This is a genomic window from Agrilactobacillus yilanensis (assembly GCF_003946725.1).
GTDB lineage: Bacteria > Bacillota > Bacilli > Lactobacillales > Lactobacillaceae > Agrilactobacillus > Agrilactobacillus yilanensis.
Genome location: NZ_RHOY01000013.1, coordinates 1 through 25,469, shown reverse-complemented (window position 1 = coordinate 25,469; position 25,469 = coordinate 1). Strand labels below are relative to the sequence as shown.

Here is a 25,469-nt window from a genome sequence, read left to right as displayed (position 1 = left end):
GGATTTTTGTTTGCGTAAGAAAAAAGAACAACCACGTAAAGCGCCGACCACAGCAAACACGCAGCCTCCGGTTAAACAACACCATGGCTGGCGGAATTTTTGGATCGTTTTAGCCGTTATTTATGCGGCAATTGTCTTATCCGTAGGCTGGTTTTGGCATACTAATGGTGCGGCTTATAAACAGGCGATCGGGGATGGTTTTGCCCTAAGCAAGACCGTATCCAAGGCTACTTTTTATCCAAAACAGCCGACAAAAGTTTTAGACCAATCGGGCACGGTTATGAAGACACTAACCCATACACAGTCGACGTATATTAGTTATAAAAAGATTAATCCGCTCTTAACTAAAGGTTTAATAGCGGTGGAAGACAAACGCTTTTATGAACATCATGGGGTGGATCCTTATGGGATTTTGCGGGGGATTTATCAATTCATACGTTACCGGCAAGTGCAGGGGGGCTCTACTTTAACCCAGCAATTGGTCAAAAACGTTGTCTTAAAGGATCAAACCCAATCCCCAACTCGGAAGGTAAAAGAGATGGTCATTGCCCAGCAGTTAGAAAAGAAATTCACTAAACATCAATTATTGGAATTCTATTTAAATGATGTTTATTTGGGTCATGGGTGTTATGGGATTGGCAGTGCTGCCCAGTATTATTTTTCTAAAGATCAAAAAGATTTGACCTTGCCGGAACTGGCGTTATTAATTGGGGTACCTAATAACCAAGTTTTATATGACCCATTACTACATCCCCAAGCTGCCAAACAACGGCGAGACACGGTATTGATGGTATTGTATCAACAGAATTTAATCACAAAAAAACAATTTAAAGATAGTGTCAAAACGACATTAGGTTTAAAGATTCATAATTTTACTTATAACAATGATATCAGCGGTAACTATGCGCTGAGGTCCGCAATTAATGATGCCACTGAAGAATTAATGCGGGCCCACGGATTTGTCTTTAAATATGGTTTCGACACCGATGAAGCCCAACAAGCTTATACGCAAAGCTACAATCAAGCTTACAGCACGTATCAAGGGCAAATTTTAAATGGGGGTTATACCATTAAAACCACCATCAATCAAGAACTGCAAAATGAAGTTCAAGCCCAAGCAGAAAAGGCTTTTACAGGGTATCAAACCCGGGATGCAGAGGGTAAATTACAGCCGCAGCTATCCATGACAATCATTGATAATAACACCGGCAATATTTTAGCGGTGGTCGGCGGTAGAACGACTGAAAATGATTATGTCAATCGGGCTTACTATTCTAACCGGCAGCCGGGTTCAGCGGCGAAGCCATTAATTGCGTATGCACCAGCTTTTGAGCGTGGTTATACGCCACAAAGTACCATTGAAGATAGTCCAATTTCAGGTTCAAGCATCACCAACTGGTATAGTGGCTATAAAGGGGTTGTGACACTACGTGAAGCGTTATCACAGTCTATTAATACGGTGGCTTATAAATTAGCAGCCAGTGATCCAGATGCGGGTTATTATAAATTATTGCAGAAGATGGAATTTTCTGGGCTAACACCAGCAGATAAGAATCCAATCATTGCCATTGGGGGCTTTACCAACGGTGTCACGACAACCGAAATGGCCTCAGCGTACAGCAGTTTCAGCCGGTCGGGCGAGTTTGTCCATCCAACCAATATTACAGAAATTTATGATACGAGTAATCAGCAGATGATCTATCAAAACTCCCATACAAAAGTCCCAATTTATAGCGCCAATGCCAGTTATATGATGTTAAATACGATGCAGACCGTTATTACGGAAGGGACCGGTAAAGCCGCCGCATTAGATAACTACAGCCATACCGCGGGCAAAACTGGGACAACAGATAATACAAAAGATTCGTATTTTGTAGGGATGACCCCAAGCTTTACAGTAGCAACCTGGGTTGGCCACGATAAAAGTGAAACTTTAACGAGTGCGGAAGCAGCAATACCAATGGCCGTATTCAAAAATGTCGGGACTTACTTGGTAGATTATTTAAAGGAAGCCGATACTGATTTTGAAATGCCTAGTACGATCAAAAAAACTGGGGATAATTTAGTGGCCACTAAAGAATCTAAAAAAATGACCCCTGCAGATATTATCGCAGCGGACAATAAAGATTTCATTAATACACAAATTGAAAAAAATGACACGCGGATTGATAACTTAGACTACCGATTGGTGTATCATTTATCTAAGACAGAAGAACAAAATCGCGAACAAGCGGTTAAAGACGCCATTGCCTTGTTTGATGCCAGTCAGATGGCCAAAGCTAGTGAATATACGACTTATATGAATCAATTACAACGGATTCGTTATAAGAATCAAAAAGTACGACACATGGCGGCCAAACGGGATTTTGACCAGCAGATCTTGCAACTTCAAAAAGATTTAAACGTCCAAAAAGCAACTTTGGATTTGGAAAAAGAAAATAAACGGCAGTCTGAATTTAATCAGAAAAAAGCTGAAATTGAATCTGAACGAAATAGTGAAAAAGCTGATATTTTGGCAGATTTACGGACCCAATATAATACGCAATTAACCAAAACTAAGTCGGCTTATCAAAATAATGACGCGGATAAAGAAACCCAGCGACAGAAGTTAATTGATATTATGAACCAAATCCGAAGTTACGGCGGCAGTGCACCAGACATCACGATTAACGGTACCACGACTACAAGCAGTGCCACATCTAGTAGCAGCAGCAGTACAAGTAGTTCCAGTCGATAGGAGGGTTTTTCATGGGAAAAATTGAAATTATTCAAGGCGACATTACCAAAAGTGAAGTAGATGCCATCGTCAACGCAGCCAATCCATCTTTAATGGGCGGCGGTGGCGTAGATGGGGCCATTCATCGTGCGGCCGGGCCCAAGTTGAATGTGGCTTGTCATCAATTAGGGGGCTGTGCCACTGGTGAAGCTAAAACAACTTTAGGCTTTGAGCTACCAGCGAAGTATATCATTCATACACCAGGCCCCATCTGGTACGGTGGGCATAAAGACGAAGCCAAGCTACTGTATAACAGCTACTGGCATAGTTTGGAAGAAGCCGAAAACCACCACTGCAACTCAGTAGATTTCCCATCCATCAGCACCGGCGTTTACGGCTACCCACTAGACCAAGCCGCCCCCATCGCCTTACAAGCAATGACAGATTTTTTAAAAACAGCAAAATTTGTTCAAACCATCCGACTAGTCGCATTTGATGAAACAACCAAAAAAGCCTATGAAACAGCCAGAGCGTGAGAGCTTACGGGTGACAATGCACATAACCTAGACTTACGATATAAGCCCGGTCTTGGCTTGTGAGTAAGACGTAGTTATGTAAGTTGTCAGTAAGCTCGAACGCGTTTATGAGCCAGAGCGTGACAAAAGACGGGTTGATTTTGAGCATAGCCTAGGCTAACGCTGTGAGCGGCTTCGCTTACGAGTTAGACGTAGCTAAGCGCAGAAATCAGTCTTTTGGAACGCGTTTAACAGCCAGAGCGTGAACCAGCACGGGTGATTTCGCAATATAACCTAGACTTGGCAGGTAGTCGCTTGCGACTAGCAACAAGACGTAGTTATATGTAGAAATCAGTGTTGGTGAACGCGTTTAAGCCAGAGCGTGAGAGCTTTGCTCTAGTGAATGCATTTCAAAAAACGACCAAATTAAAAGCGACTGAATCAAATTAACTTTAGGGGGTAACCCGTAAAATTAACTTTGATTCAGTCGCTTTTTAGCGCTAACTTAAAATAAACGAATAGCCACAATACCTAATCCCATTACTAATAATCCTAATATTTGGATGATAGAAACCGGACGTTTAGGGGTGTTTAGCCAGCCGAAATTATCAATTAATAGACTGCCGGCAATCATCCCGGTCAAGACAACCACCACGGTCAGGCCCGTCCCAATAATTGGTGCTAAGTAAGTATTTCCCAGGACATATAATGCCCCAAAACAGCCACCTAACCACATCCACCAAGTATTCTTTTGTTTAACCGTCTGCCAATTAAATTTTGGTCGTAAAACAAGTAATATCAGGCACAAGGCTAAAGTACCTACCAAAAATGAAATAAAAGCTGATTGAAAAGGTGAGTTTAAAATTTTACCCAAATGGCCATTAATCGCTGTCTGACTCGCACTTAACATACCCGTGAAAATTCCAAAACAGCGCCATAACCAAAGATTAGTTGCTGGGGTTGTCTGGGTAGGCAGTCGATGTTCAAACCAGCTGGGGCCAACAACGGTAATCAAAATACCTAAAATGACACCCAGAGCACCTAATACTCGGGTGATGGTCAAAGGCGTCATAGTTGCGCTGAACCAGCCGAAGTTATCAATTAATAAGCCCATTAAAACTTGGCCGAGAATCGGGAAAATGACAGTTTGCACACTCCCGATTTTTGGAAACAATAAAATATTGCCGGTTAAATAAATGATACCTAAAACGCCGCCTAACCAGAGCCAAAGCGGTTGGGTGGTGAATAGGGCTGGGTCAAAGAGTAGATGGTGGGTCATGCCTAATGTGATACCGGCTAAAAAGAGGGTGCCTATGGCAAAGGAGATCGTTGATGCCAAAAAAGGGGACCCAAAAGCTGCCCGCAGCCGGGCGTTAATGCTCGTCTGGGTTGTTAAGCCCACACCAATGGCTAAGCCAATCAAAATAGATAAGATAAGATCACAACTTTCGTTTAAATTATAGGTAACTTTAGTTTAGGCTAGTTGTGAAACGCCTGCAATCTTTGTGGGGTTATTTTGTAGAGATTAATAAAAACCCTTTGATTAGATGGGGCTAATCAAAGGGAGGGATGAGACTATAGTGTTTTTTGACCTTCCAAAGCTCGAATGCCAGTGACATCTTGGGTTACTTCAAGACAACCAAGGTAATTTTCAGCTTTGTCCCGGATGGCATAGTAACGGATATAGGTGAATTGTGTGCCATGGAGATTGATCCAAAATTCAGCATCATCGCGTTTGTGACTTCTGAAGTCATCTAGAATTTCTTGGACTTTACCCATGCTCTTTGGTGGGTGGCAGTTGACGACAGCCCGACCGATAACGGCGGTAGTTCTTGGGAAGACCCGATCACCGTTGTCAGAGAACCAGCGCACAATATCTTGATCGTCCACAAAGGTGATATCGACAGGTAAAATAGATAGGATTTGGGTTAGCTCGGTTAAATCCAAAGTACCTGTTGGGAAATGAATTTGTGCGGTACTGTCTTCGTCGATTTGTAATGTGGTTTTTGCACTCAATTGTTCTTTTGCTTGAGGATCTTTAACGTGGTTTTCTGAGGGGTTCACTGGCTTTTGAGGCCGCTGTGCAACAGGTTTGGCAGCGGGTTTAGGCATTGTTTCTGCGGCCATTGCTTTAGCCATTTCGTTAAGTTCTTGTGCCATTTTTGAAGGTTTACGTTTGGCTGCTTCGGCGCGATCGGCTTCGGATGGTTGCCAAGGTAAAGGTTCTGAGATTAAAGTATAGCCGGTTTCTTTACTTTCCTTAGCGATCATGCCCCAATCATCAGGCGTAAAGACTTCATCTACCATTGGCAACATGATATCTTCTTCCTTGAAGATCATTTCTTTAATTTCTTTATCAGCCTTTTCGACAAGGGCTTCCAACTCATATTTATCAGGCGGCGGTGTTTGCATTGACAGTTCATAAGCTTGTTTGATATAGCCACGAATATCGTCATCTACGCCCCACATTACTTTTGGTGGTGCAGTAATGCCATATTTGTCCATTAATGGGAAAATCAAATTCTCTTTACGGGCATAGTGGTTTTTGATAGTTGTTAAGTCTTTTAAGGCATTTTGAATCCGCTTTAAATAATCATCGTCTCGGTCTGCTTGTGCTTTATCATGACCATTCAAAATATCTTTGTTGTCGTCAGCAGCGCTGCTACTCTGTTGCCAACGTTTTAGAACAGGGAGTAATTCATTATCCAACAAAGAAGTGAGGACCATGTTTTCTAATTTCATCGTTGCAACAGGATGACCTGGCGCTTCTTGGGCTTTGGAGCCGTTTTCTTCATTTTTAATAGCGCCTTTGAAAACAGAGGCATGAACGTTACACAAATTTTGAATTTCCATTGGATTAAGGCCAGAAGCGATTAGTTCGCGTTCGGCAGAGGTAATTTCAGAGACGTCTACACTAGAAAAGGTGTCATCAAAAACTTTTTTAGCGTCTTCGAATTGACCACCTTCATGAAGCATCTTTAAAATTTCAACGATTTTCTTTTGACGGTAAGCGCTGTTATGAATTTCTTCGTTATTTGGCATCATTAATGACCTCGAATCCTAAATTATTTAATGCGGTTACAATTTCAGTTAAATCAACATGTTTCATGGCGGCACCTTTTGGAATTGTCATAAAGCGGCCCATTGTATTCAAAATACCAGGCTTTTTAATATCCTCTAGTCCTATATTATATAAAACATCGCCTACTTCGGGATGATTTGTGACAAGGTCGTAAACGCTTTTATTTAGATCAATGACGGTTTTTGACATTTTATCGCCTCCTGGATGTAGTTTATACAAACGATTATAACAAAAAAATAAGCCAATTGATAATGAATTTCAATTGACTTATTTAATTTGCTTTATTCGATTTTTTATATAATTGTTATTATTCTATATGTTTCTGTAGTTAAGCTTTCCCGTTTTGGCTTAAACGCGTTCCAAGCTACTGACAATTTACATAACTACGCCTTACTCACAAGCCAAGTTCGGGCTTATGTCGTAAGTCTAGGTTATGTGCATTGTCAAAACCGTAGCTTGTCACGCTCTGGCTCTAAAACGCGTTCCAAAAGACTGATTTCTGCGCTTAGCTACGTCTAACTTGTAAGCGAAGCCCACTTACGGCGTTAGTCTAGGCTATGCTCAAAATCACCCGTCTCTTGTTACGCTCTATTTTTAAATCGTTTAAGTAGGTCGACTTTTTTTGCGGTGCCGTTTTTGATGTCTTTTAGGTCTTTATAAAAGCGAATGACCATTATGAGCAGTAATACGAATAAGATTAACCAGGCTTCTAAAGGATAAAAGAAGATGCCTAAAATAGTGTCCGCAAGTAAGATCATGATGCCGCCAAGGGCGAGATATTGGCACCAGAGCAGCAGGGCTAGGGCGATTAATAGGGCGACTAGGCCCCAAAGTGGGTTGTAGAGTAGGACTAAAATTACGGCGACGGCAACGCCCTTACCGCCCTTGAACTTTAACCAAAATGGAAAGTTGTGGCCCAAAGTCACGCCTAAGCCGGTAGTTAGAATTACTAAGCGGCCCAATTCTGGAAATAAATAATGGCATAAAATAATAGCGAGAATTGTTTTTAAGAGATCTAAGGCTAAAACTAAGATACCGTAACTTTTACCTAACTGAGCGCCAATATTAGCGGTGCCGGGATTGCCAGAACCGATTTCGGCGGGGCTTTTACCAGTTTTTAAACGAGAGATAAGGTACGCGGAGATCAGATTCCCAAAAGCATACCCAATCAAGATGCTATAAAGTTGTGTCATAGTTCCCTCCTGAACGATAGTTAAGCTTAATTATATAACAGGATGGTTTTTGAGGATATGTTGGGCTCAATTTTACAACAAAGTTTATAGAATTTCGTAAAGGCACCAGACCATTTTAGGATGCCAAGTTCTTAAGATCTGATCATTGGCCTGCATTTCAAGATTCTTAGCATTGGTTAAAACATAGCGGGCTTGGTTTTGACGGTAATTTTGATAGGCTTGATATTTACTGACCGCTGTTTTGATGGTCACTGTTTCAAGATTTTGGGTTAATAACTTCGCTGTTGCTGCATGCGTGTAGGCAATGTGATTTGTGGCGTTTTGATTTTCCACAAGTAGCAATTCGTCTAATTGGGTTGTGAAGCTGGTCAAAAGGTTTAATGTGCTTAATTCGCAGTAATGAATGTCACCCCAAGTTTCGTGGAGTTGTCGAGATTGGAAAGCGGCCGGAATTAATAGATGTTCACCGCTATAGTCTGAAAGATGGGCTAAAATTTCTTCGTAACTGTGATGGAGTTGGATTTCTGCATCAGGTGCTTGATTTTTAACATAATATTCAGCGGCGGCACTGCTGTCTGTGGAGCTAGGACCTAATGTATGCAAAACTTGGATGGTATCTTCATAGTCGGTATCGGTTTGGTTGAGTAGGGATTGTTTCATCATGGCGAGGCGTCCTTTCTAAGGTAGACGATTAAGGGAATAAAAAAGCCAACTAGCACTGAGTCTAGTTGGCACCTTGGGCGCTTCACAACTAGACAGCTCATGTCTAGTCGGCCATGGGATTTGGCTTATGGCTTCAGACACGGACAAACTGAACGTCGCCCGTATCTAAACTTCAATACGGACGCTATCTAAAGCTGTTAAAGCTAAATCGAGTCATTGTTGTATGAAGGTTTAATGAAGTCATAGTTAAAATCCCTTTCCGTAATTTAATATTCTCATTAAATCATAATTAATTGGATCCGTCAAGTTTTGTTGTTTTTTAGATTAGTACTCGTGGGTTTCTCGCTCTGGTTCTAAAACGCGTTCACTAGAGCAAAGCTCTCACCTAACTACGAATCTCTTGTGTGTCTAACGACACCCTGCAAGATTCTAGGTTAGTGCTCGAGGCTTTCCCACTCTAGTTCACGCTCTAAACGCGTTCCCAAAGACTGATTTTTGCGCTTAGCTACGTCTAACTTGTGAGCGAAAACCGCTCACGGCGTTAGTCTAGGCTATGCTCAAAATCAACCCGTCTTTGGTCACGCTCTGGTTTAAACGCGCTCACTGGAGCAAAGCTCTCACATAACTACGCCTTATTCACAAGCCAAGACCGGGCTTATGTCGTAAGTCTAGGTTACGCTCGAGGCTTTCCCGCTCCAGTTCGCGCTCTTTTACAAAAAAAAAATGAGTCAAGGCGGGTCTGCCTTGGCTCTATGGGGAATAGGGGGAGAGATGTATTTATCTTTATATACAATATTGGGAGGAAGTATTAAGATTAGTGGGTCTATACATCTCTGTAATTCTATTATGCCATAAATAAGATTAAAAAACCGTCAAAATTTTTAAATCTTCCTATCTTTTTTGAAAGTCGATGGCTAACTTAATTGTTGACTTTTGACAAGTTCTAGTGTATTTAAAGCGGCATAATTCAATTTGCCATTACCGGTTTTAGGTAATTGTGTCAATTGATAAAAGGCTTTTGGCACTTTGTAATGGGTCAGCTGTTCTCGGCCAAAATCAGTTAATGCCTTTGCGGTTAACGAGGCGCCTTTTTCAGGAATAATTAATGCGATCGGGATGGCCCCCCATTTTGGGTCTTTTTGATGGGTGACGACAATTTCTTGAATGCCCGGGTAATGACTGTAGATTGCTTCAATTTCATTCGGAAAAATATTTTCACCACCGGAGATAAACATCGTATCTACTCGGCCTTTGACGTATAAAAAACCTTGTGTGTCTAATTCACCAATATCACCGGTTTTGAACCAGTGATCTGCGGTGAATTTTTGTTCAAAAGCGGCGGTTTGATGGAGATAGCCTTTTGCTAAGGTGGGGCTTTTTAGCTGGATTTCACCTTGAGGGCTGATGCGCAGCTGTACAGGAAACAATGCTTGACCTGAAGCACCAATTTTTTGCGGGGCATCTTTGAAATTTAAGGCCACGACGTTTGAAGCGGTTTCTGTCATACCGTAAGATTGCACTACTGGAATTTGGCGGGCTTCACAGATTTCCAGCGTTTTGCGATCAATGGGACCGCCGCCTAAGAAGAGTCCTTTAAATTTTGATTGATAGTGGGCGCTTTCAGGAAGGGTTGCCAGCAGTTGTTTTAGCATGTAAGGGACAACGGAAACGATGGTGGTGGGAGCTTGTTGCAATAGGTAATTAATTCTTTGGGCATCAAATTTTGGTTCTAAGTAAACGGTTAGGCCATAGATCAAACTGCGCATTAAAATGGAAAGTCCGCTGATATGAAATAACGGTACTGCACAAATCCAGGCATCGTCACTGGATAATTTGAAGTTTAGACCAGTACCAATGGCGGAATAAAAGTGATTGCCAAAGGTTTGCAAGACGCCTTTTGGTCGGCCGGTGGAACCTGAAGTATACATAATGTCCGCAATGGTTTCGTTATCAAATTCAGCGATGGGCGGATAGCTTTGCCGCTGTTGTTGATTCAAAGCTTGATAACTTAGGCTTCCAGGTAATTTTTGCCATTGCGGTAAAGTATCATCAACTAATAAAATACTAGGTTGGGCATCTTGGACTTGTTGCAGCAGCTCGGCAGGACTTAATCTAAAATTGAATAGGGCAACGGGATGCCCCAGCTGTTGAATTGCTAAGATCAGGCAGTAAGTTGTTTTAGTGTTGGTGCCGATTAAACCAATCGGACTTTTGGGCTGCAATGTTAAATTATTGAGTTTTTCAGCCCATTCTTGAACTTCATTAGCTAGAGCTTTAAAAGTTAATGTGTGATCTTGAAAATAAAGGGCAGGTTGGTCACTGGATAATTGGGCGCGTTTTAATAGCCAATTTTCCAAAATATCCCTTCTTTCAGTATTGGTATTTGTTAAGGTTAAGTGTGGTGAAAGTCTAGGTTATGTGCATTGTCAAACCGTGTCCTTTCACGCTCTGATTAAACGCGTTCCAAAAGACTGATTTCTGCGCCTAGCTACGTCTAACTTGTAAGCGAAAACCGCTCACGGCGTTAGCCTAGGCTATGCTCAAAATCAACCCGTCTTTTGTCACGCTCTGATTAAACGCGCTCACTAGAGCAAAGCTCTTACCTAACTACGAATCTTTTGTGTGTCTGGCGACACCCTGCAAGATTCTAGGTTAGTGCTCGAGGCTTTCCCGCTCTAGTTCACGCTCTTATTAAACGCGCTCCAAAAGACTGATTTCTGCGCTTAGCTACGTCTAACTTGTAAGCGAAAACCGCTCACGGCGTTAGTCTAGGCTATGCTCAAAATCAACCCGTCTTTTGTCACGCTCTGATTTTTATGGGAATTTTGGGAATTGGTCAAAGTTAGGGTCGCGTTTTTCGTTAAAGGCGTCCCGGCCTTCCTTACCTTCGTCGCTAGTGTAAAAGAGCATGGTGGCGTCTCCGCCTAGTTGTTGTAAGCCGGCTAGGCCATCGGTGTCGGCGTTCATGGCGGCTTTGATGAGTCGGAGTGCGGTTGGTGAGCGTTTTAAGATAGTGCGGCACCAGTCGATAGTAACTTTTTCAACATCGGCTAATGGGACAACTTTATTGATCCAATTCATGTTATAAGCTTCTTCGGCGGTGTAAAATTCATTTAAGAACCAAACTTCTTTGGCGCGTTTATGACCGATGACGCGGGCGAGATAGCCAGAACCGTAGCCGGCGTCAAAACTGCCAACTTTAGGACCGGTTTGGCCAAATTGGGCATTATCAGCAGCGATGGTTAGATCACAAACGAGTTGTAAAATATTACCGCCACCAACAGACCAGCCTTTAACCATGGCAATGATTGGCTTAGGAATGATCCGAATAAGGTGTTGCAAGTCTAAAACGTTCAACCGGGCAATATGATCAGGGCCCACATAGCCGCCATTACCACGAATGCTTTGATCACCGCCGGAAGAAAAGGCCTTGTCGCCGGCACCAGTTAAGATGATAACGCCAATGGAAGCGTCATCGCGGCAGATGTTAAACGCATCAATCATTTCTTGTACGGTGACCGGGGTGAAGGCATTAAGATGTTCTGGGCGATTCATCGTAATTTTGGCAATTTTATCCATGCGTTCAAAGATAATTTCTTGATAATCTTTGACATTTATCCAATTAAACTCAGTAGTTGACATAATTTTAACCTCTTTAGGAGTGATTTTAGTGGATCTTTTAGAAGCTTTAGACATTCAAGTAACTGAAGTGACCGAAGCCCGAACTTTGATTACTTTACCAATTAGTGACAAAACAAAACAGCCCTTTGGCATTTTACATGGTGGCCTGAACTGTGTGCTGGCAGAAACGGCAGCGAGCTTGGCGGCCAATGCTTATTTGGGCAAAACAAAACGTGTGGCTGTAGGCTTGGATATTCAGACCCATCACTTAGCAGCTGTTTCAACAGGGGTATTGATCGCAGAAGCAACGCCAATTCGTTTAGGGCAGCAGATCTTAGTTTATCAAGTTTGTACCTATTTAGCAGGTACTTCCAAGCAAACGAGCTTAAGTACCGTTACATTAATGGCTAAAACATTTTCTAAAGAAGAACACTAACCATTAATGTAGCAAAATTTTTTGAAGATTGCGAGGGCTTGACCTTTTGTAAGAAACCCTTATTGTATTTTAAAGCGTTCTGTAGTAAATTGACGTTATATCGTTATTTTTCGAAGAGAGGATGGTTAATGATGAAGCCAAGAATATTAATTCCAGCTGATATTAATATGGAAGCGGCACATTATATTAATTTTAAACGTGCCGATTTCGTACCGCGGCCGGTGGTGGATGCCATCCAACGTGCAGGTGGTCTACCAATGGCGATTCCTTATACTTTAGATGAAGATGATGTGGCTAATTATATGACTATGGGAGATGGGGTTGTCTTTCTTGGTGGATTTGATATCACGCCCAGTCTATATAATGAAACTAAAAATAGCCATACCGGATTGACCGTTTATAATCGGGACGCGTTTGAGCTGATGATGTTTAAAGCAGCTTTAAAAATGAATAAAGCCATTTTTGGAATGTGTCGAGGGATGCAGTTAATCAATATCGGATTGGGCGGCGATTTGTATCAAGATATTGATACGCAAATCAGTACGGCTTATATTCAACATGCACAGGCGCTGGCCGGCGATTTACCCGCCCACGATGTTCAAGTCAAAGCGGACAGCCACTTAGCAGCTGTGGTCGGACAGCATCCTTATGTAAATTCTAGACATCATCAAGCGGTGCGGACTTTGGGCCAAGGGTTAAAAATCTCGGCCAAAGCACCGGATGGTATAATCGAAGCGATTGAAAGCAGCCAGGGTAATCAAATTGTGGCGGTGCAATGGCACCCAGAAAATTTAGCGGCACAGCAAAAAGAAGATCAAGCGCTTTTTGATGATTTTGTAAAACGGGCACAACATAGTCAGCTAGCGGCGAAGGTTAAAGATGCTACGAAATCTTCCAAAACAGCTTAAGTAAGCTCATTCAAAGATTATTATAAAAATTAATCTAAGTTAATAAATAAAAACTTTGCTTTTTAGTAATATCAGCTATAGTAGTATATAATGTAATTAATAATATGCCACAGATAACTGGAGGTGCCCTATGGTTTTTATTATTATCTTAGATATTGGAATGATTGCCAGTGCCATCTACAGTGTGTATTGGCAGTCACAGTTGACAATTCGTGCTCGGTATAACTTATCAACACCAATTCTAGGGATTGTCTTTAGTGTTTGGATTTTAGCTACACCGGCGGCTAGTAACTGGCCATACGTCATTGCAGTGTCATCATTTATTTTAGTGATGATTATGGACGGTGTCGGTGGGATTGGCACAAAACGTCTAATTAGTACGGGCTTTTTCTCAAGAGTTGTCCCTTATCGTAATTTTTCAGAGATTACGTTAATTCCAATTGATTTGCCAGATGGCAAAAGCCGGGTCATTGCGGTGTTTATGACACTGACACATCAAAAAATGCAATTAACATTCAATCAGACAGTCGAAAACTTGCAAGCGGAATTAGAAAAATATATTCCAGAGACTGTTTCAATTAACGTAGAAAATATTAATCAAATGTAATGAGAACGGATTAATATTTATAGCGCACAAAAAGGCTCAGCCAAAGCGTGTTCATCTTGGTTGAGCCTTTTTGTGTGGGTTATTAAAGTCAAATTTAGAAAAGTGAGTGCACTTTATTGAATAAATAATAATATCTATAATAAAGTGGTACTAAAGGTTCGTAATCTTTGAAATAATATTGTATAATTGGGCAGGAAATAGGCAAATTAATTCTATAATATAGTTATTGTAGATTCAAATATGGTTGGCTTTAGTTATTTAATGGAAATTAAATGATTAAATGAGGGGAATAGGTATGAAACGTTTTAGATTAAAATTAATGGGACTTGTAATGAGCTGCCTGCTAGTAGGCTTAGCAATAGTGATCAGTCCAAAGCTAATTCAGGGCGCGAGTATCACCCAAGCTTTGGAATCTGCACCCCAGGGGTTATATTTTAAAGACTCTGATTTATTCAGATTAGCACAGTTTCCTTCCGTTTCAGGACAAGCCACCAATAGTGGTGAAATTATTCATGATGCGGATAAGGAAGTTAGCGTTATCAAAATCACGGACGCAGTTAAGAACCAATTAAGTGCAGTTTGGTCTAATCCCAGTGTGAATAATTATGTGGATCTTTCTAAAAAGCAAACAATGACGATGTGGATTTACAGTGGTAGCCAAAAAAATCCCGGTGATGGGATGGCCTTTGTGCTGCAAAATGACCGTCATGGGATGAGTGCGATTAGTCAAAACTCCAGCGGTGTGGCCCAAGCGGGACAGACATTAGGGGTTTGGGCGTCAGATACAAATGGGTCGGTTGGTTCTACAGCGGACTTAGCCACTACAGCGATTCAAAATAGCTGGGCCATTGAATTTGATAGCTATATTAATAATGCGAATCCTGGTTATCAAGAACTAACTTCAGATGCTTCTCCAAACAGCTCTTATGACACTGGGATTTCATTGAGACATATTGCGGATGGCTTTCCGGCTAAAGGTGCAACCTATAACCAGAAATCTACTGGGCTTTGGCCACTGCGGCGGTTCTTCTACACGATGAACCATACCAACTTACAAACGATACCAGCTTCAAGTACGATTATGAATGGCGGCCGCTGGGTACATTTAACGGTTGTTTGGGACCCAACAACTTCTAAAGTAACGTATAATGTGGACGATAAAGACGCAGCTACCGGGGAATCTCAATCAGGGATTGGGAATCGGTCAACGACGCTTTCTAAGAGCGACTTTGGGTTAGGCACAAATGAAAATAACCTACTTTGGGGTTTTACCGGTTCTACCGGGGAAAGTGTGTCTCAGTCAATGGTAATTTTTGAATCAATTCCATCCATGGTACAGGCGAGTGCTGTAACAAGCATTACGAACCAATCTCAAGGCAATCAAGTATTAACTTCTAAAAATAAGACCGTTAATGCAGGGGATCAGTTGGCATTTGACTACGACTTAACCTATGATAGCGGTTCTGACTTGTGGTATGACAATGATGCGACCATTGAACTGCCAGAAAATATGATATATACCGGTGGCAAAATTATTTATACTAACGTTTATAACGGCAATACCACCACCGATACGATTGATGCCTCAGAGCTCACCGGATCAACGTTCACCAGAACTTTACGCGATCTTGGCCCGATTTCTGGGCAAAACTTCTCTACGGCTAAAATCCAATTATATGGTCGAGCTATAAATAATACAACAAGCAGCGTTACGGTTGATGATACCCATGCTAATTTTTCTGGACCAACAAATATCTTAGATACGACGTTACAAGATTTTATTGTCACAGCGGCACCCGCTTTGAGCATTACGTCAGATACAACAGATATTACTTTAGATGAAGGCGAAGGGACAACCATCACCGGCACGGCCACTTATGCGGACGGTAGCACAGTTGATAATGCCACAACCAAAGTTCATGCGAATTTAAATGGGACTGATTTGGATTCAGCGACGCTTTTAACGACAGATGCTGCAGGTCATTTTCAAATTAATTTAACGGCGCAGCAGTTGACCCAGCGGACCAATACCTTAACATTTTATGTTGAAGATAATAATGAGAATAAATCCAATGAACTAACAGCGACGATCACTTTAAAGGGAACGTTGCACGTAGCTGCTGGGGACAATGTAAGCTTCAAGTCAATTCAATCTAGACCTACGACGCAAATTGTTCAACGTCAAGATGATTGGAATGTTCAAGTTTTGGACAGTCGAGGCAAAGACAGCACTTGGACACTGCAAGTTCAAGAAACCAAGCCATTAACCGGACTAACTTCAGGGGCTATTCTTGATAACGGGATGGTTTATGTTAACGCTGCGGGCCAGCAATATGATCTGAACACACCACAAACTATTGATTCTGAAACCACAAGTAGTGATTTACTGGAAGTGACCAACGTTTCTCAAAAATGGACCAATGATAGTGGGATATTGTTAAGTGTTCATCCCCAAACAAATGCGGATAAATATGAAGGACAGCTCACTTGGAGTGTCATCGACAGCATATAGTATAGAAAAGACTAAGTGAATGTCTTAAAAAGTGATTGATAATTATCAGAGAACCAAAGCGGCTAGACCAGAAGAATTCATTTTGGCCTAGCCTTTTTTGATGAAGTCCAATATTAACATCTTTGTTTAATTGTCATTTTATATTAAAAATAATTATATATATGATATGATGATGTTTTTGCAGTCGCACTTTGTGAAAATATATAGTATAATAAAGTTAAAAACTAGGCCATTTTTTTAGTAATTGAACTTATGTATAGATGCTATAACAAATTCATTATGCATTATTATAACGGTTAATTTTGATTATTTATGGTAATTTAATTATTATTTGGGAGGGATGGATTATGCAGCGCTCTGGCTTGAGGGTTATAACTATTATGGTTAGTTGTTTATTTATCGGCTTAGGGCTGTTTGCCCAACCTAAACCAGCACAAACAGCAGTCGTATCGGATCCTTTAGGCACTGCACCACCGGGTTTGTATTTTAAAGATTCTGATTTGTTTAGATTAGCGCAGTTTCCTAATGTGTCAGGACAGGCTGTCAATAGTGGTAAAATTATTCATGATGCAGAAAGAAATGTCAGTGTAATTCAAGTGACTGATGCGGTTCAAAATCAATTAAGCGCTATTTGGTCTAATCCTAGTGTGAATAACTATGTGGATCTTTCTAAAAAGCAAACAATGACCATGTGGATCTATAGTGCGGTCCAAGAACTTCCCGGTGATGGGATAGCCTTTGTTCTGCAAAATGATCGGCACAAAACTAATGCTATCAGTCAAAATGCCGCTGGAATTGCCCAAGCTGGACAGACATTGGGGGTTTGGGGGGCAGATGTGGATAATAGCGTGAGTTCACCGGCAACGATTGCGGGGATGGCAATTCAAAATAGCTGGGCCATTGAATTTGATACGTTTGCTAATATATACAGACCAGCAGATTATTTTAGCTTCACTGAAGCACTTAATAGCTCTTTTGATGCAGATAATGTTCAGTATGATGTACGAAAGCATATTGCCGATGCTTTTCCAGGCAAAGCATCGACTTATAAGCAGTATGTTGAAACAGAGTTGATTTTTTTAAAACGATACTATTACACGATGGAGCATAAAAATTTTGAAGAATTCAGCTATACAAATCCGATTATAAATGGTAATAAGTGGACGCATTTAACGGTTGTTTGGGATCCAACAACTTCTGAAATAACTTATAATTTGGATGATAAAGATCCGGCCACGGGTGAATCTAAGACAGGTATTAAGAACCGTTCAACAAAACTAGATAAAGCAGACTTTGGTTTAAGCGACAACGAAAACAATGTACTTTGGGGCTTTACGGGGTCTACCGGGAACTATGTGGGACAGAATATGGTGATTTTTGAATCGATTCCATCAATGGTACAGGCCTCAGTGAAAACAAGCATTACCAATCAGTCTCAAGGCAATCAGGTGTTAACGGATACGGATAAGACCGTCAATTCTGGCGATCAGTTGGCCTTTGATTATAACTTAACTTATGATAGTGGTTCGGACTTGTGGCTAGATAATAAAGCCAAAATTGCCTTACCGATGAATATGTCTTACACTGGCGGCGAGATTATTTATACCAATTTATATAATGGCAGCACGACTACTGATACAATTAGAGCTTCAGAATTAGCCGGAACCGCATTCACGCGCACATTACGGGATCTCGGGCCAATATCCGGCCAAAACTTCTCTACGGCTAAAATTCGTTTATATGGCCGAGCTAAAAATAATACAACGTCGGACATCATTATTGATAAAACCCATGTAGCCTTTGATGGCTCAACCAATATTTTGGACACGACACTGCAAGACTTCATTATTAAACCTGCGCCATCTTTGAATATCACTTCAGATAAGACAGATATCACTTTGGATGAAGGCAATGGAACAACAATCAATGGCGTTGCCACTTATGGTAATGGCAATCCTATTAATAATACGGCCACCACGGTTTATGCCAATTTAAACGGGACAGATCTGGAACCAGCGACTTTGTTGACCACGGATGCTGCAGGACATTTTCAGATTAATTTAACGGCGCAACAGCTAACTCAACGCATCAATACGTTGACTTTCTACGTTAAAGACACTAATGATAATAAATCTAATGAACTAACGGTAACCATTACTTTGAGGGGGACGCTACATGTATCCGCAGAGGATGTTAGTTTTAGGACCATTCAGTCTAAGGCAAGTCCCCAAATTGTGCAGCGCCAAGGAGACTGGGATGTTCAAGTTTTAGATAGCCGGGGCAAAGATAGCACTTGGACGCTTCAAGTTCAAGAAACTCAGCCGTTACTCGGGACAAATCTAGGCGCTATCTTTGATGATGGAATGATCTATGTGAACGCTGTGGGGCAACAATATGATTTAAGTACACCACAGATCATTGATTCCGGCGTGACGAGCAGTGACCAGATGCAAGTGACGAATGTTGCCCAAAAATGGAATAGTAGCACCGGCGTCTTATTGAGTGTTGATCCCAAAACAAACGCGGATAAATACGTCGGCCAACTTACCTGGAGCGTTATAGACAGTATATAGCGTGGATGCACGCTTTGTTCTAGTGAACACGGCTAAAAAACTAATCTAAAAAGAGCTAAGTCAAAAGGATAATCACTTTTGACTGGGCTCTTTTTGTTTAGCGTATCTCCTTAATAATAATAATTGAAATTAAAATTAAAAGGCTTAAATAAATTATTTTTCCACCGAGACTTTGAGGATTCAAGGTGTAGTTAATGCTGTGATCTTTGAGAACAATGAAGGTTCTTTTGTTTTGATGGGGTTCAATAATTTTATCCGGATAAAAATAGTTTTGGAAATAAGATAGGCCAAGTGCCAAAAGTATAAAACCGCCAGTCACCATCATTAGTGGCGCATGCTGGCTAAGGTAGGGACGAAAATCAGGACGCATTAATAAGCCCCAAGTCATGACCACTAAAAAACTAATATCCACAAAAACAAGACTGTTATAGAGCCGCTTGCCAATTTTATTTTTCATTTTAGGGCACCTCTAGTTTGAGGACAATATTGCAAACAAGATCCTTATGGTGACCCTTAATATAAACGCTTATGGTTTATTTTGAAAGAATTTTGGCTTGGTGAATTTTGGGGGGAATTAACTTTATCGCCATTTTCTTCGATATTTCGCAGGTGTTAATCCTGTATATCGTTTGAATATTTTTACAAAATAACTCGTATCGTTAACACCAATAATTTCAGAGATTATATCTAATTGTGAATCTGTATTTCGTAACAATGCCTTTGCTTTATTAACCCTAACTTTATTTAAATAACTAATCGGAGAGATTTCAAAGTATTCTTGAAATCCTTTTTCTATGTAGGATTTACTAACGTTGAAATGGATCACGAGATCAGCTAATGAAATTTTTTCAGCATAATGATTATCTAAATAATATCGGATCTTCTTCAAGGTTTTAGGTGTTGCAATCGCTTTGGTTTTTAGTTTAGCCAGTATTAAATCGGTTAACAGTTCATAAATCATCAAAGTTGTAATAAAAGCATTTTCGTTATCAGAGGAGTTATCGTTAATGATTAGTTTTAAAGTATTGATGAAGGCATCAGATTCAATATAGGCTATTGGCGTTTTGTCATAATAATATCTATCAAAATAATAATGGAGATTGGAGCCATTAATATGTACAAAGTAAAATTGCCAGTCTTTTAGGGGTTTATAGAACTGATACTTATGACAGTCGAGAAAGAAAATTGTATTTCTTGATAATGTATATTTAACATCATCATAAATCAATTGTCCGGTACCAGCGACAGTAACCAAAATTAAATAAGAGTCTAGGTCTTTTCGTTCAGTGAAGTAACTGTCTTTTTTTGAAAAAAAGCCACATTCTTGAATATATAAGAGATTTTTAACAACTTCATAACTAGGTGTTCCAAAATTAAGTATTGAATTATCGTTGACGGTCATACTTGCTTTTTGCCAATAATTTTTCATGATCATAACTCCTCAAATGATATTTACCATGATCTATTAAAAAATACACTAAATTACCATTAAAAACACGATTATTATATAAAGGTATTATTTACATCAATATCAACACTATTATCATATCGAAAATCAGATGATTATCTCAATAGATCAGTGTTTAGTTAGAAAAAACTATTTGATTTGACTATTTAAGAATTAGACTTAAAAACAATATTGTTATATTTATATATCATATCATCTAATGAGTTCTTTTTGGGAAGCGGTTACAATTTTTAGTATAGAAGGGAGTGTTGAAGCATGGGTGAAGTAAAAACGAGTAAGCGAGTGGAAACTTTAGCAATTTCGTTATCTAATTTTCTAGATGCAGGAGCTATCGTAGCAGGTGCTAGTGGCTTAACTTTATGGGAGAAGTATTTGCAATTGGATAATAGTGCACTAGGTTTATTAGGGGCTGTTAGTGCGAACGGTTTTGGTGCCGCTGTTGGTGCCTTAATAGGTGGTCGATTATCGGATAAGTATGGTAGAAAATTCATTTACAAATATGACTTAATCCTCTATATGATTGGGGTTGCACTAGTGGCGGTATCGCTTAATTTTCAGATGTTATTAGGCGGATATATTTTGACGGGGATAGCAGTTGGCGCTGTTGTACCTGCGTCTTGGAGTTATCTCGGTGAACAAGCACCTGCTGGAAAACGATGTGCCAATATCGGATGGGGTCAATTCTCGTGGGGGTTTGCGCCGATGATGATTTTCTTATTAGCTATTTTCTTGAATCAGTTGGGGCTGCTTGGTAGCAGAATTATGTTTGGTTTGTTGTTTGTTGTAGCTTTGATCACTTGGATATTACAGCAACGAGTAGAGGAATCTAAAGCTTGGGAAGCACAAAAAGAAAAAGAGAAAGCTGCGGGTTTTAAAAGAGCACCGATACGCGAGATTTTTACCATTAAAGCCAACCGTAATGCTTTTATTTTAAGCTCTGGAATTTATGTCACTTGGGCCTTAGTTGCCGGTTTACAAGGCTATTTCTTACCTTTTGTTTTTGAGAAAATAGGACATTTATCCAATACAGAGTCAAACTTACTAAATGCTTTGATCTGGTTCTTAACAATAATATTTACTTATATCATCTTCATTAGAAAAGGGGATGTATGGAATAGAAAGATTGTTTTTACAATAGGTTGTGTTCTACAAGTAGCAGCATGGTTAGTTCTTATCTTTGCGCCAATGGGTTGGGCATCTTTAATCATATTTGACGTTTTATGGGGTATTTCAGCAGGATTCAGTGCGCAATGTTTCTTTGCTTTATGGAGTGTGGAATTATTTAAAACGGAATATAGAGGAGAAGTTCAAGGTATTATTTTCTTCCTAGTAAGAGCAGGCGTAGGCTTAATTTCTCTTGTCTTCCCAATAATGCTAGATTCAATGGGCTTTATGTTTACAGGTATCATCTTAATAGGTTTCTTAGTTATTCAACTAATAATTGGGGCCATTTTGACACCGGAAACAAGAGGGAAGTCAATCCAAGAGATTGAAGCAGAACGATATAATTCATCAGAAAGTAGACAAGCGGGTTAGCAGAAGGGGCGAATTAGAGATGAAAGCATTTGAAAAAAATGAAAAACCAAGAATAGGCTTATATTCAACCGGGTTAGAGGCTTATTGGAGTCAATTTCCAACGTTGCATGACAGATTAAAAGGCTATGGCACGTTTATCGAAGATAAAATTTCACAATGGGGTGAAGTCTATAACTTTGGAATTGTTGATAACCCCGAGGCTGGTAAAAAAGCAGGTGATTATTTCAACGAAAATAAAGTAGATTTAATCTTTTGCCACGCAGCAACATATTGTAACAGTGCTTCAATTCTGCCAATACATCAACGGTGTAATGCAAAAGTAGTTATTTTAAATCTTCAACCAGCGGTTAATGTGAATTACGAAAAAGCGACGATTGAAGAATGGCTGGCACACTGTGGTGCATGCCCTGTACCGGAATATTGTAATGCTTTTAATCGAGCAGGGATAGATTACAAAGTTGTTAGTGGACTGCTTGGATTAGCGGCTAACCCAGAGTTTTCTATGTCTAATGAAATTACAAAAGATAGTCCGGAGGCTCGGCGAGCATGGCAAGAAATAGAAAATTGGGTCAAGGCAGCAACTGTAAAGCGCACATTGATGGCAAGTCGAATAGGATTTTTAGGAAATACTTATAATGGCATGTTAGATATGTATAGCGATTTTGCAATGATTCAAGCGCAGACAGGCGTTCATGTCGAAGTTCTTGAGATGGATGATCTGGATGCGCAACTGCAATCTGTGACAGAGGATAATAAAAATAAAACTCTAGATGAAATACAAGACATGTTTGAGATTAGCGAAGACTCGCCATCTGAAAAACTGGCTAAAAAACCAACGCAATCACAATTAGATTGGTCTGCCACGGTTGCCTCGGCACAAGACAAATTGATCAATAAATTTAATTTAAACGGTCTAACTTATTATTATCATGGTTCAGCGGGTAGTCATTTCGAACAAGTACAGAGCGGCTTTATCGTAGGAAATTCGTTACTGACTTCTAAGCATGTTCCTTGTGCTGGTGAAGGTGACCTTAAAACAGATATTTCGATGAAAATTTGTGATATTTTAGGTTTAGGGGGTAGTTTCTGCGAAATTGTTGTAGCCGATTATAACGATGGCACAATTTTGTTGGGGCATGATGGACCATTTCATTTAGATATTGCGGAAGGCAAGCCTAAATTAAGAGGATTAGGTGTCTATCATGGTAAACAAGGAACTGGGGTATCTGTTGAAGCAAAAGTCAAAACAGGTCCGATAACGACACTCGGTTTAACACAAACTATTGATGGCAAACTTAAATTAATTATCAGTGAAGGCATCTCGACAGATGGTCCAATTATGAAAATTGGGAATACACAAACACCAGTAAAATTTACGGTTGATCCAGATACGTATTTTGAAAAATGGTTTGCATTGGCACCAACGCATCACTGTGCCATGTCTATAGGGAAGAATACAGATATTTTTAAAAAAGTAGGTTATATGTTAGATATCGAAACCGTAGAGGTTAAATAAGGTGGTGTTGATGATGAAGCAAATGTTTAAAATGTTTATTTATCCAGACAAGCATGATGAGTATAAAAAGCGGCATAGTCAATTGTGGCCGGAAATGAGAACGATGTTAAAAGATTATGGTGTTTGCAGCTATTCGATATATTTAGATAAAGATAAAAACGAATTGATTGCTTATTTAGAAGTGAAAGATCCAGAAAAGTGGCAGGAAAGCTCTAAAACTGAGATCAATCAAAAATGGTGGCACTATATGGCTGATATTATGGAAACAAACCCGGATGAATCGCCGATTGTTAAAGATATGGATATTGTGTTTGATTTAGAATAGATCTAAAAATAGGATTCATAGCGTCTCATATTAATTGAGATACTATGAATCCTATAATGTTTTCTACAAAATTGGAGACAGTAATCTAGAAAAATATTGTTTGAACTTTAACCAATGGCCTTGGTTTTCAATGATTTCGTCTGTTAGCAGTGTGGAAACAGCCATATCTTGATAGAAAATTTCAGTTAATTCATGACTCACAGAACGATCATAAATATAAGTATTACATTCAAAGTTTAGGCCATAACTGCGAAAATCTTGATTCATTGAACCAACGGAGCAAAACTCATCATCAATGACTAAAGTTTTAGCATGAAGAAAGCCGTTATTATAAATATAAAGTTCAATCCCAAATTGATGTAAGAAATTAGCATAATATTGTGTTGCCCGATAAATGAAGGGATGATCAGGCATCTGTGGGATCATAATTTTAATAGTGATTCCAGAGCGTGCTGCAACCATTAAAGCGTTGATAATGGATTCATCGGGAATTAAGTAAGGTGTTTGGATCAGAATTGATTTTTTAGCGGCGAGGATGGCTCGAACGGTACCGCCTTTTAAAATTTCTTCTTGTGTATCTGGACCATCAGAAACAACTTGAATACTGCTATTGCCGCAAGTATCGCTATCTGTCTCTGACAGTTCAGAAGTTGCCGTTTTAAAGTATTTGTCGTTATAAGCCACTTTTTTAGCTTCGTTACGGATCGATGCATTCCAATCCATAATAAATCTTTCCTGCAGAGAAGAAGAGGCTGTGCCAATGATACGAATGTGGGTATCACGCCAATAACCAAATTTTTCGCTGCGACCTAAGTATTGATCGCCCACGTTAAAGCCACCAGTCCAGCTGATTAAACCATCAATGACGACTACTTTACGGTGCAAGTGATAATTCAGTCGCGTTTTGGCGATAAGGTTTTGGGAAGTGATGAAAGAAGTAACTTGTCCACCGGCCGCTTCAAAGTCTTTGAACCAGCGTTTATTCGCTTTAGGCGAGCCCCAAGGATCGTAAACTAAGCGTACTTCTAAACCTTCTTTAGCTTTTTCAGTTAATAAATTCAAAAATTCATTACCAATATCATCGTTAAAAAAAGAATAATATTCAACGTGTACCGTTTCTTGAGCACGTTGAATATCATCAAAAAGTGCTGCAAATTTCTCTTTGCCATCGGTAAAAATCTTAACACGGTTGCGTTTGGATAGTGGGGCATCTTCGGCACTGTTAAAGTAATGAATTAAAAGCTTAGCTCGATGAGTGGTGCTATTAGGGTCATACTGATGTTTTTCTCGACGATTATCACTTAAAATCATATGCTTAATTCGCGCTAAACCGATATGCTCTTGGTGGGAAATATCAAAAATATTCTCTTCAGCGATTCCCCGGCCTAAGAAGGCATAAAGAATGAAGCCGACTACTGGTAACATGAATAAGGCCAATAACCAAGCTAAGGTAGAAGTGATATTTCTGGGTCGATGGAAGACGGTAATCGTAGCAATAACAGTATTGATAATAATAATGACAATTAAAATCTCTAGAAAAATTCTCATGAACTACCTCTCTAAAAACTTAGTAACTCAATCATGTAATAGTGTTCAAAAATTGTCAATGATAAAAGCAAAATAGAGCATCAACCAAGTCGGTTGATGCTCTATTTTAAAAGTTGTGGTGTAAGTCTAGGTTATGTTCGAGGCTTTCCCGCTCTTCTTAAACGCGTTCCAAGTTACTGACAATTTACATAACTACGTCTTACTCACAAGCCAAGACCGGGCTTATGTCGTAAGTCTAGGTTATGTGCAT

General features: G+C 39.9%; 21 protein-coding genes. 11 read left to right on the top strand and 10 right to left on the bottom strand.

Going from position 1 to position 25,469, the window contains the following annotated elements:
- Window positions 1–10 precede the first annotated feature (10 nt).
- Window positions 11–2,737, top strand: coding sequence for a transglycosylase domain-containing protein (locus EKM93_RS09020; protein ID WP_125715135.1), 2,727 nt, complete (start codon window positions 11–13; stop codon window positions 2,735–2,737).
- An 11-nt stretch (window positions 2,738–2,748) separates the two neighbouring features.
- Complete coding sequence (locus tag EKM93_RS09015) at window positions 2,749–3,252, top strand: O-acetyl-ADP-ribose deacetylase (RefSeq protein WP_125715133.1); 504 nt, start codon at window positions 2,749–2,751, stop codon at window positions 3,250–3,252.
- A gap of 484 nt (window positions 3,253–3,736) precedes the next feature.
- On the opposite strand, the gene EKM93_RS09010 is transcribed toward EKM93_RS09015, so the two are convergent.
- Window positions 3,737–4,609 (bottom strand): DMT family transporter, encoded by an 873-nt coding sequence (locus tag EKM93_RS09010; protein WP_225423680.1) that lies wholly within the window; start codon window positions 4,607–4,609, stop codon window positions 3,737–3,739.
- On the opposite strand from EKM93_RS09010, the gene EKM93_RS13655 reads away from it, so the two are divergent.
- A complete protein-coding gene (locus EKM93_RS13655; RefSeq protein ID WP_225423683.1) occupies window positions 4,545–4,694 on the top strand; it encodes a hypothetical protein in 150 nt (49 codons plus the stop codon). The two genes, EKM93_RS09010 and EKM93_RS13655, sit on opposite strands and share 65 nt — an antisense overlap.
- Window positions 4,695–4,806: 112 nt before the next feature.
- On the opposite strand, the gene EKM93_RS09005 is transcribed toward EKM93_RS13655, so the two are convergent.
- From EKM93_RS09005 to menB, 6 genes are all read right to left on the bottom strand, one after another.
- A complete protein-coding gene (locus tag EKM93_RS09005) occupies window positions 4,807–6,273 on the bottom strand; it encodes a DUF438 domain-containing protein (RefSeq protein WP_376923097.1) in 1,467 nt (488 codons plus the stop codon).
- Window positions 6,263–6,502, bottom strand: coding sequence for a DUF1858 domain-containing protein (locus EKM93_RS09000; protein ID WP_125715129.1), 240 nt, complete (start codon window positions 6,500–6,502; stop codon window positions 6,263–6,265). The genes EKM93_RS09005 and EKM93_RS09000 overlap by 11 nt, the downstream gene beginning before the upstream one ends.
- A gap of 392 nt (window positions 6,503–6,894) precedes the next feature.
- A complete protein-coding gene (locus tag EKM93_RS08995) occupies window positions 6,895–7,506 on the bottom strand; it encodes a glycerol-3-phosphate acyltransferase (protein ID WP_125715127.1) in 612 nt (203 codons plus the stop codon).
- Window positions 7,507–7,590: 84 nt separating this feature from the next.
- Window positions 7,591–8,169, bottom strand: a complete 579-nt coding sequence (locus tag EKM93_RS08990) for an amino acid biosynthesis protein (RefSeq protein ID WP_225423678.1) — start codon at window positions 8,167–8,169, stop codon at window positions 7,591–7,593.
- A 914-nt stretch (window positions 8,170–9,083) separates the two neighbouring features.
- Complete coding sequence (locus EKM93_RS08985) at window positions 9,084–10,526, bottom strand: o-succinylbenzoate--CoA ligase (RefSeq protein ID WP_125715125.1); 1,443 nt, start codon at window positions 10,524–10,526, stop codon at window positions 9,084–9,086.
- A gap of 457 nt (window positions 10,527–10,983) precedes the next feature.
- Window positions 10,984–11,811, bottom strand: a complete 828-nt coding sequence (gene menB / locus EKM93_RS08980) for a 1,4-dihydroxy-2-naphthoyl-CoA synthase (RefSeq protein ID WP_125715123.1) — start codon at window positions 11,809–11,811, stop codon at window positions 10,984–10,986.
- Between the two features lie 28 nt (window positions 11,812–11,839).
- Between menB and EKM93_RS08975 the strand changes: the two genes are divergently transcribed.
- The 5 genes from EKM93_RS08975 (at window position 11,840) to EKM93_RS08955 (ending at window position 18,826) form a co-directional block, all read left to right on the top strand.
- A complete protein-coding gene (locus tag EKM93_RS08975; protein WP_125715121.1) occupies window positions 11,840–12,226 on the top strand; it encodes a PaaI family thioesterase in 387 nt (128 codons plus the stop codon).
- Between the two features lie 131 nt (window positions 12,227–12,357).
- Window positions 12,358–13,134 carry a gamma-glutamyl-gamma-aminobutyrate hydrolase family protein gene (locus EKM93_RS08970; protein ID WP_125715255.1) on the top strand — a complete coding sequence of 259 codons (777 nt, stop codon included), beginning with the start codon at window positions 12,358–12,360 and terminating at the stop codon, window positions 13,132–13,134.
- Between the two features lie 130 nt (window positions 13,135–13,264).
- On the top strand, window positions 13,265–13,741 hold the full coding sequence (locus EKM93_RS08965; protein ID WP_125715119.1) for a hypothetical protein: 477 nt from the start codon (window positions 13,265–13,267) through the stop codon (window positions 13,739–13,741).
- 295 nt (window positions 13,742–14,036) lie between these two features.
- A complete protein-coding gene (locus EKM93_RS08960; protein WP_125715117.1) occupies window positions 14,037–16,253 on the top strand; it encodes an L-type lectin family protein in 2,217 nt (738 codons plus the stop codon).
- A gap of 380 nt (window positions 16,254–16,633) precedes the next feature.
- Window positions 16,634–18,826, top strand: a complete 2,193-nt coding sequence (locus EKM93_RS08955) for an L-type lectin family protein (RefSeq protein ID WP_125715115.1) — start codon at window positions 16,634–16,636, stop codon at window positions 18,824–18,826.
- 97 nt (window positions 18,827–18,923) lie between these two features.
- On the opposite strand, the gene EKM93_RS08950 is transcribed toward EKM93_RS08955, so the two are convergent.
- Together EKM93_RS08950 and EKM93_RS08945 are read right to left on the bottom strand one after the other, a co-directional pair.
- Window positions 18,924–19,283 carry a hypothetical protein gene (locus EKM93_RS08950; RefSeq protein WP_125715113.1) on the bottom strand — a complete coding sequence of 120 codons (360 nt, stop codon included), beginning with the start codon at window positions 19,281–19,283 and terminating at the stop codon, window positions 18,924–18,926.
- 123 nt (window positions 19,284–19,406) lie between these two features.
- A complete protein-coding gene (locus EKM93_RS08945; protein WP_164507048.1) occupies window positions 19,407–20,255 on the bottom strand; it encodes an AraC family transcriptional regulator in 849 nt (282 codons plus the stop codon).
- Window positions 20,256–20,549: 294 nt separating this feature from the next.
- On the opposite strand from EKM93_RS08945, the gene EKM93_RS08940 reads away from it, so the two are divergent.
- Genes EKM93_RS08940 through rhaM form a run of 3 tightly spaced genes read left to right on the top strand, consistent with a single transcriptional unit; the run spans window position 20,550 to window position 23,671 of the window.
- The gene (locus EKM93_RS08940) at window positions 20,550–21,830 is read left to right on the top strand and encodes an MFS transporter (RefSeq protein ID WP_125715109.1); all 1,281 of its coding nucleotides are present in this window, start codon (window positions 20,550–20,552) and stop codon (window positions 21,828–21,830) included.
- Window positions 21,831–21,849: 19 nt separating this feature from the next.
- Window positions 21,850–23,346 (top strand): L-fucose/L-arabinose isomerase family protein, encoded by a 1,497-nt coding sequence (locus tag EKM93_RS08935; protein ID WP_125715107.1) that lies wholly within the window; start codon window positions 21,850–21,852, stop codon window positions 23,344–23,346.
- Window positions 23,347–23,356: 10 nt separating this feature from the next.
- Window positions 23,357–23,671 carry an L-rhamnose mutarotase gene (gene rhaM, locus EKM93_RS08930; protein WP_125715105.1) on the top strand — a complete coding sequence of 105 codons (315 nt, stop codon included), beginning with the start codon at window positions 23,357–23,359 and terminating at the stop codon, window positions 23,669–23,671.
- 63 nt (window positions 23,672–23,734) lie between these two features.
- Here the strand turns inward: rhaM and cls are convergent, their stop codons facing one another.
- Complete coding sequence (cls, locus tag EKM93_RS08925; RefSeq protein ID WP_125715103.1) at window positions 23,735–25,219, bottom strand: cardiolipin synthase; 1,485 nt, start codon at window positions 25,217–25,219, stop codon at window positions 23,735–23,737.
- Window positions 25,220–25,469 lie beyond the last annotated feature (250 nt).